The 8,571-nt window shown below is 36.9% G+C and carries 9 protein-coding genes; 6 read left to right on the top strand and 3 right to left on the bottom strand.

From position 1 onward, the window contains the following. The 6 genes from AC1DPQ_RS10135 to AC1DPQ_RS10110 all read left to right on the top strand — a co-directional run. The coding region (locus AC1DPQ_RS10135) for a stage II sporulation protein M (protein ID WP_477609100.1) at positions 1-907 on the top strand (907 nt) is incomplete at its 5' end. Position 908: 1 nt separating this feature from the next. Beyond that, positions 909-1,793, top strand: coding sequence for a hypothetical protein (locus tag AC1DPQ_RS10130; RefSeq protein ID WP_477585054.1), 885 nt, complete (start codon positions 909-911; stop codon positions 1,791-1,793). A 1-nt stretch (position 1,794) separates the two neighbouring features. Then, on the top strand, positions 1,795-2,523 hold the full coding sequence (locus AC1DPQ_RS10125; RefSeq protein ID WP_477609098.1) for a DUF4129 domain-containing protein: 729 nt from the start codon (positions 1,795-1,797) through the stop codon (positions 2,521-2,523). Further along, positions 2,520-3,710 (top strand): DUF4350 domain-containing protein, encoded by a 1,191-nt coding sequence (locus tag AC1DPQ_RS10120; protein WP_477585338.1) that lies wholly within the window; start codon positions 2,520-2,522, stop codon positions 3,708-3,710. Before AC1DPQ_RS10125 ends, AC1DPQ_RS10120 begins: the two co-directional genes overlap by 4 nt. Next, on the top strand, positions 3,691-4,668 hold the full coding sequence (locus tag AC1DPQ_RS10115; protein ID WP_215129456.1) for an AAA family ATPase: 978 nt from the start codon (positions 3,691-3,693) through the stop codon (positions 4,666-4,668). The genes AC1DPQ_RS10120 and AC1DPQ_RS10115 overlap by 20 nt, the downstream gene beginning before the upstream one ends. A gap of 82 nt (positions 4,669-4,750) precedes the next feature. Then, positions 4,751-6,097, top strand: coding sequence for a DUF58 domain-containing protein (locus AC1DPQ_RS10110; protein WP_477609096.1), 1,347 nt, complete (start codon positions 4,751-4,753; stop codon positions 6,095-6,097). 90 nt (positions 6,098-6,187) lie between these two features. On the opposite strand, the gene AC1DPQ_RS10105 is transcribed toward AC1DPQ_RS10110, so the two are convergent. From AC1DPQ_RS10105 to AC1DPQ_RS10095, 3 genes are all read right to left on the bottom strand, one after another. Next, positions 6,188-7,246, bottom strand: a complete 1,059-nt coding sequence (locus tag AC1DPQ_RS10105) for a nucleoid-associated protein (protein WP_477609094.1) — start codon at positions 7,244-7,246, stop codon at positions 6,188-6,190. Positions 7,247-7,309: 63 nt separating this feature from the next. Further along, positions 7,310-7,792, bottom strand: coding sequence for a MarR family transcriptional regulator (locus tag AC1DPQ_RS10100; protein WP_477584433.1), 483 nt, complete (start codon positions 7,790-7,792; stop codon positions 7,310-7,312). After that, a complete protein-coding gene (locus AC1DPQ_RS10095; protein ID WP_477584432.1) occupies positions 7,792-8,295 on the bottom strand; it encodes a GNAT family N-acetyltransferase in 504 nt (167 codons plus the stop codon). Before AC1DPQ_RS10095 ends, AC1DPQ_RS10100 begins: the two co-directional genes overlap by 1 nt. Positions 8,296-8,571 lie beyond the last annotated feature (276 nt).

The following is an 8,571-nucleotide window of genomic DNA, read 5'->3' as shown; positions in this document are numbered from 1 at the left end:
TTATGATTCCATGCAACAGGCAAATCCTGATGAAGTGGCCAATCAGTTTATCGAAATCACTAACGATTTGGCTTACTCAAAAACGTTTTATCCAAATTCGAAAACAACCGCTTATCTCAATGGCTTAGCCTCTAAATTACATCAATCCGTTTACAAAAACAAAAAGGAAAAATCGAACCGGTTTATCCATTTCTGGAAAACAGAACTCCCCTTAATATTTCTACAACACAGAAAACAGGTATTTTATGCATTGGCATTTTTCTTGGTTTCTTGTGCCATTGGTGCTTTATCGGCAAAATACGATGATACTTTTGTGCGATTGATTATGGGTGATGGTTATGTAAACATGACAAACGAAAACATTGCCAAAGGTGATCCTTTTGGGGTTTACAAACAAAGTAATGAGTTTATGATGTTTATGCAAATTGGGGTTAATAATATTTATGTTGCGCTATATACCTTTGTTTTGGGGATTATATTTTCATTTGGCTCTATTGTTTCATTATTCAGAAATGGCGTGATGCTGGGCTCATTCCAATATTTCTTTTTTAGTAAGGGATTAGGCTTTCAATCAGTTCTGGTTATCTGGATTCACGGCACATTAGAAATATCGGCAATTGTTTTGGCAGGCGCGGCTGGTTTAATTTTGGGCAATAGCCTTTTATTTCCCAAAACGTATACCCGTATGGCTTCAGTTTTAAAAGGGGCTAAAGATGGATTAAAAATTGTAATTGGCCTGATACCGATTTTTATAGTTGCAGCATTTTTTGAGAGTTTTGTTACCCGACATACTGAGATGCCGCTATGGTTAAGTATGTTCATTTTATTATCTTCTGCAGCTTTCATTATTTGGTATGTATTTATATACCCCATAAAAATCTACAATAAACAAGCAACACTAAATTAACATGCCAGGGAAAATTGAATTTAAGAAAAGAAGAGATTTCGGACAGGTGATTAACAACACCTTTACCTTCATGCGTCAAAATCTTAAGCCCCTCATTAAAATATATTTCACATTTTGTGGCCTATTTGTACTGGCTAGTATGTTAACCATGTTATTGCAACAATACAAAATGGTTAATGTAATAAATACGGGCATTGTGAACAGATATGGCAAAAGCTCGGGACTCGGGTCTATTTACGGTATTGAATACTTTTTATCACTATTATTTAGCATGGCAAGTTACGTCAGTATGAGTGTTGCCATACTTTCTTATGTCGCTGTATATGTGCAGAAAGGGAACCAAACACCAACCACCGATGAAGTATGGGGATATTTTAAGTATTACTTCTTCCGGATTTTTGGCAGTTCTATCGTATTGATTATCCTGTTATGCATAGCCTTTATGTTTTGCCTTGTACCTGGCTTCTGGCTATTCCCTTATGTGGCCATGATGTTCCCCATTATGGTAATCGAAAATGGTTCTTTAGGTTACTCTTTTAGCAGAAGCTTCAAAATTATAAAAGATAATTTCTGGATTACTTTCGGTACGCTTGCCGTTGTTTGGATTATTGTTTCTGCCTGTATGAGCATGATTGTTTTACCTACAAGTTTATTTAATATGATTGGTATGTTTACGCATAAAACCCCACACATGTCTTTAACACTAACCATGATTACAACAGTTTTGCAGTCATTATGCCAGGTGTTTACCATCATCCCCATCATTACCATTTCATTGGCCTATTTCAGTTTGGTTGAACAAAAAGAAAGCCCCGGCCTAATGGAACGGATTTCTAATTTTGGCATTACCGAAAAACCTATAGATACCAGACCTGAAGAATATTAAAATGCAGCCAGCACTATTCCGATATCTTCTTGTTTCACTTTTGTTTTTTATTCCGGTAATCAACAAAGCACAGACAGCTAAACCTAAGCCTGTAACTGTTGTAATTAAAACAGATACCAGTAAGGTTGTGGCCTCGAAATTTGATAAAGAGGCCATAAGCAATTATAAAGAACAAAAAGAGTTTCAATACGACGAAATAGGTCAACAACAATTATCGTTATGGGACAAATTTTGGTTATGGTTCTGGGGTATAATCGGCGAACTATTTCAGGGAGCAGCATCCAACATTTTTTCCAGGTATATTTTTATCGGACTTGGTGTTGCGCTGATCATATTTATTGTGGTTAAAGTTATTGGAGCAGAAAAAATCTTCGCTAAAAAATCGAAAGAAACAATTCTTCCATACGATGTAATTACCGAAAACATCCATGAGATAGATTATGAACAGGAATTACAAAGATTAGTTGCCGAAAGAAAATTCCGTTTGGCCGTTAGGCTTTTATACTTGAGGGCGCTAAAAAAATTGAGCGATGCCGAAATTATCCAATGGCAGCCCGATAAAACCAATTATAATTATTTAATGGAAATCAGTAAGCCAGAGCTGAGAAACGATTTTAGCCAGCTTACCCTACAGTTCGATTATATCTGGTATGGCGATTTCCCTATCGATGAAGTGAAATTCGACCCTATTAAGCAATCGTTTAACCAGTTTAACAACCAGATTAAATGAAAGGCTACAAATTATACCTGATTATCGGTTCCATTCTAATTTTGGGTTATTTAATTGCGCAGTATAATAAGCCTACGCCAACAAACTGGGCGCCAACATATGCTATTAAAGATAAAATCCCTTACGGAACATATATTTTATACAATAGAATTAAAGATATTTTGCCCTCGGCAAGTATTCAACAGTCGAAAACAGCTGTTTATACTACGCTAAAATCTAAAAGATTCAATAAAACGGCTTATATAATCGTTGCACAAAAGGCAGATATTAGTAAAACTGATCTTGAACAGCTGATAAAATATATGCAAGCGGGCAATGATGTATTTATAGCCACTTATGATTTAGGAAAAATAAGGAAGGAACTTAAAGTGCAAACTTCTACCGCAATGTCTCCCGAAGGAAGTACCTTAAATTTCACCAATCCAGAACTAAAAACTGATGCAAACTATGGTTTTGAAAGAGGCATCGGCAGCCAGTATTTTAGTAAGGTAGACAGCAGCAAAACGACAATACTTGGCGTAAATGGGAAAGGCCAGCCTAACTTTATCCGTTATGCTTACGGAAAAGGCAATCTCTACCTCATCGCAGAACCCGGTTTTTACACTAATTTTAATCTGCTAGATAAATATGGTGCAGAATATGCCGCTAAAACCTTGAGCTATTTACATGGAAATAAGCAGCTCATTTTCGACGAATATTTTTCTGCACAAAAGAACACCGCTACCGATATACTCAAGGTATTCTTTAAACATCCTGAACTGGAGTTTGCATACTATCTGGCAATATTTAGCCTGATAGTTTTTGTCTTGTACGACATTAAGCGCAGGCAAAGAATTATCCCAATCGCAGATCCGCTTACTAATTCTTCTTTGGCCTTTGTTAATGTGGTGGGCAGTGTTTATTACCACGAGCGGAACAACCTCGATATAGCCTTAAAAAAGATCAATTACTTTATGGAGTACTTAAGAACCAGGTATTATGTAAAGACCAACGATATCGACAGCAAATTTGCTCAGGTGCTAATGGAGAAAACAGGGATTAATGAAGCGCTGGCCAAAACCCTGACTAAACATTTTATCCAAACGCCAACAATGGGCGATTTAAGCGATACCCAATTGATTAATTTAAACGAAAGCATAGAACAGTTTTATAAAAATACGCAAAGTAATGGAACAAGAACAGTTTAACCCACGTACCGATTTAAGTGCCTTAAATGAAGCTGTAAATCAAATCAGAAATGTACTTGGAAATATCATTATCGGCCAAAAACAGGTTATTGATTTCTTAATTGTTGGTTTGCTTGCCGACGGGCACATCTTAATTGAAGGAGTACCTGGTGTAGCCAAAACCCTGAGCGCTAAATTGCTGGCAAAATCTATTGATGCACAATTTTCGAGGGTTCAGTTTACCCCCGATTTAATGCCATCTGATGTTTTAGGAACCCCGATTTTTAATACCAAAATAGGAGATTTCGAATTTAGAAAAGGTCCTATTTTTGGCAATATTATTCTGGTTGATGAAATTAACCGTGCACCTGCAAAAACCCAATCGGCCTTGTTCGAGGTGATGGAAGAGCGCCAGGTAACTATAGATGGCCATACCTATATCATGGACGAACCTTTTATGGTATTGGCCACACAGAACCCGATTGAGCAGGAAGGAACATACCGCCTGCCTGAAGCACAATTGGATAGGTTTTTATTTAAAATAGAAGTTAAATACCCTTCGTTAGCCGAAGAAACTGCGATTTTAATGGCTCAGCACACTTTAGTTAATAAAACATTATTAAACGATGTAAAACCAGTATTGTCTGTTAAACAGATACAAGAGGCTAGAGCAATCATCCGCAATTTGTTTGTAGAGCCAAAATTATTGGAGTTTATTGCCAAAATCGTAAATGAAACCCGCAACAATTCATCACTTTATCTAGGCGCTTCGCCAAGGGCATCTTTAGCAATTGTACACAGCGCAAAAGCTTTCGCTGCTATTCAAAACCGCGATTTTGTTACACCTGAAGATATTATTGCCGTTGCAGGCCCTGTATTGGCGCACAGGATATTGTTATCACCTGAAAAAGAAATGGAAGGATTAACCACAAGCGACATTGTTAATCAGATTATTAAAAAAATTGAAGTACCGCGATAGGTCAGTTATCGGTAGCCAATTTTCAGTTTACAGTTGGCTACTAACAGTTAACCAGTTTAAACAATTAACCGATTAAACAACATTGAAAAAATTCTTTCAGCAATATTACAACAATCTATTCCTAAGCGATCGCTTGTTTGCAGCTTTAGGCCTCTGCATTGTGCTTTTTTTGTTGAAGTTCTTTTTTGCCTGGCTGGGYGATATCCCTGAAATTGCCACTGGCGTCGTATTTGTTTTATTTTTTATCGATATTTTTATTCTATATCGAAATACTCAAGGGATTGATGCCAAAAGAATTACCTCGAAACGTTTGAGTAATGGCGATGAAAATCCGATACAAATCGAAATCAGGAATAGTTATGGTTTTGGGATAAATGCCAGGGTGATTGATGAAGTACCTTTTCAGTTTCAACTCCGGGATAAAGATTTTAAACTTCATCTAAAATCTGCAGAAGTAAAATCGATCCACTACAACCTGCGCCCAACAAAACGTGGTGAGTATGATTTTGGTTTTATTAGAGCGTACATCAGTTCACCTCTGGGCTTAATTAACCGCCGTTATAATTTTGATGGCGCCAAGATTCTGCCTGTTTTTCCTTCTTTTATTAACCTTGGTCAATACGAATTGATGGCCGCTTCACGCTATTTAACAGAATTCGGGATCAAAAAAATCAGAAAGGTTGGACAAAGCAGCGAATTCGACCAGATTAAAAATTATGTTGGTGGCGACGATATCCGTACCATTAACTGGAAAGCTACGGCCAGAAAAGGTGGTTTAATGGTGAATACCTATACAGACGAGAAATCGCAGAATATTTATTGTGTAATTGATAAATCGCGTGTAATGCGCATGCCTTTTGAAGGATTAAGCCTACTCGATTATGCTATAAATGCAGCCGTTGCACTTTCGAAAGTGGCCATGCTTAAAGAAGATAAAGCAGGTTTAATTACGATATCTGAAAATATCGGCGCTGTTGTACCAGCAGATCGTAAAGCTTCTCAGCTTGGCACTATCATGAATGTGCTTTACAAGGAAAAAACGAGATACCTTGAAAGTAATCTCGAAGCACTTTATTCCGCGGTACGATCAGTAGTAAAACAAAGGGGCCTTTTGGTTTTCTTTACCAATTTCGAAAGTTTATCGGCACTGCAAAGACAGTTGCCATATTTAAAAAGAATAGCTAAATACCACTTATTGGTGGTTGTATTTTTCGAAAATACTGAACTAAAAGAATTAAGCACAGCACCTGCAAAAGATGTAGAAGGCATTTACCATAAAACCATTGCCGAGAAATTTATCTACGAGAAAAAACTAATGGTTAAAGAACTCAACAAACATGGCATTTTAGCCATCCTTACCCCACCTCAAAAACTTACTGTTAATGTAATTAACCAGTATTTGGCATTAAAGGCACAGCAGCGGATTTAATTTGTAGTTGAGGGTGATGAGTTTGGAGGCACTGTTCTACTGAAACATGCTAGGTAACTCAAAAACCCCAAACGCCCAACTCTAAAGTCCCTACTCCTCTTCCCTAAAATACACCTTGTAAAAGTTCATCGATTTATCATCGTCGTAACCTTTTTCGATCATATCTTTATTGCCATGGATATAAATGTGGAAGTTTTTATCCAGCTTTAACACGCTTTTATAGGCACGGGCTTGTTTTTTAACAGCGGATTCGGCGATTTCAAAATTATCGGCAATCGGGCTTTCGTACTCTTGCTCGTAATTCTTCTTATAGTTTTTGAATGATTCAATCCCTTCGGCATTACCAATTACTTCATTACCGAATTCCTCAATATCAAAGGTTTCTTTTTCTTTGAAATACTTCATCGAGCGGTTTAAGAGATCGATTTTATCCGCTTTACTGATTTCGTAATCGTCATCAAGTTTCTGTGTAACGAAGTTTTTGTAAACCCCTAAAACATTATTGGTTTGGTTATAACTGTCGTTCCTGATTTTCAGCTTCAAAAATTCATCTTTCCAGTAAACAGCAGAATCGTTGCTACTTTTCGATTGATCCAGCACCACAACTTTATAGCCTTCTTCTTTATCAACGTTAAAAATCAGGCAGCCTTTATCCAATTTATTAATACTGATGGCTTCTTGCTCGTAACTTACATTAAAGCCATCCTGCTCAGGGTAAACTTTTAGGTAAGTATCTTTTGTTTCGGATTTAAAAATGCCAACTACATCCAATTGCTCGCCTTCTATCTGCACCTTTTCAAAATAAGCGACATATAGCTCGCCAGATTTAATTTTTGGGTGATTGGCTACATCGTATAAATGTTTGGCCAGTTGTTGCGAATCTTCGTGAAAAAGTTCGTTGTTTTCGAAAATTTCATGAACGAAATGGAATACTTCGTTCAACTCCAGGTTATCGTTGGGGTGATAAAAACGGTAGGCCTCATTTACCTTTTCGAAAGGTTTTAAGAAATACTGCATCAACAGGTTTCCCAACACTTCATCATCAATTTTTAAAGKAGCATCAGATAATTTATAATACTCTTCAAGCAATTTATTGCCTGTGTGGTGGATAGAAAGTTGCTTAAGTGAAGCCTCGAAAAATGAAATCATGGGGGCAAAAATAGTAAAATCATTGGTTAACCTTCTCGGTCATTCAATCATTCTCTAATTCAATTATTTCTTAATATAAACCTCGGCCCGCTGCAGAAAGCTTTTTTCCTTTAACGATGCCTCAACCTCATTTATAGCCTTCATTAAGTTATTTTCCGTATTCGTAATTTCTGCTGTGGCTTTAATAATCACATCCCAAACAGGCTCCATAGTGGAAAGAAGTGCTGTACCCTTTTCTGTGAGTTCAACCAAACGTTTACGGGTATCTATTTTATCTTTTTTAGACCGGATCAGTTTCTCCTTCTCCAATTCTTTTAACAAACTGATGGTAGAAGGATGTGCATAACCAATTTCATCTGACAACGAAACCACGTTCATCGTCGATTTTTTATATAAAGTATAAAGCACAGGGAACCATTTGGGTTGAAAATCAATTCCGAATGCTTTATAAATCAACAGACCATCTTTACGGATCTGATCGCTCAGCCTTTGCAATCGGGTAGAAATGGCCAATAAACCAGAAGCATCAATTACATTTTGTTCCATTAAAGAGATTTTAAATCCAGGCTATAAAAAACATTGTCTACAGCCATCCGAGGGAAGTAAACCGGCAAATCTTCCATTGCAACTGGTTTAAATCCATTACGTTCATAAAAACGGCAGGCCGCCTGCAATACGTCTTTTGTACCCAAATATACCTCATTCAGGTTATTATCCTCACAGTAGGCTAGAAGTGTTTTTAATAAAGCTTGCGCAACACCCAAATCTTTCCCTCGGAATTCCTTTTTAACAAACATTTTTCTGATTGCCCCCGATTGATGCTCAGGAACAGCAATTAAGGCAATGGTACCGATCAGTTCACCATTTAGTATGGCACCCCAAAAAGCACCACCTGAGCCATTATAATTTTTTTCTATATCCAACAAATCTGGCTGTGCCGCCAAATCGATATCTACATTAAATTCTATTTGTTGGATAGGTAGAATTAACCCAATAATCGCTTCACAGAATTGATTATCTAACCGTTCAATTTTAAAGTCGTTTTGCATTGTTAAATATTATCTGCCAAAGATATGTAGTTAACTACATATATCGCAAATAGAAATATCATTTGAACCTCAAATTTTAGGAAGGATTAGGAATGTTTTGGTTATTGGAGAAAGTTATTTTGTGTTCTTTAACTTATTGAGAAAGTCGACTATCTTTTTATCTGCATAATTGGCTACGCCTTCATGTTTGAAAGACAAACGGCCCTGTTTATCAAAAATAACTGTGGTTGGTAAAGCGCCTGCAAATACTTTTTCAGGAATCTCACTTTCTACTTT

The organism is Pedobacter sp. 01T416_2, from assembly GCF_056398925.1.
This window is presented reverse-complemented; position numbering and strand designations above follow the sequence as displayed.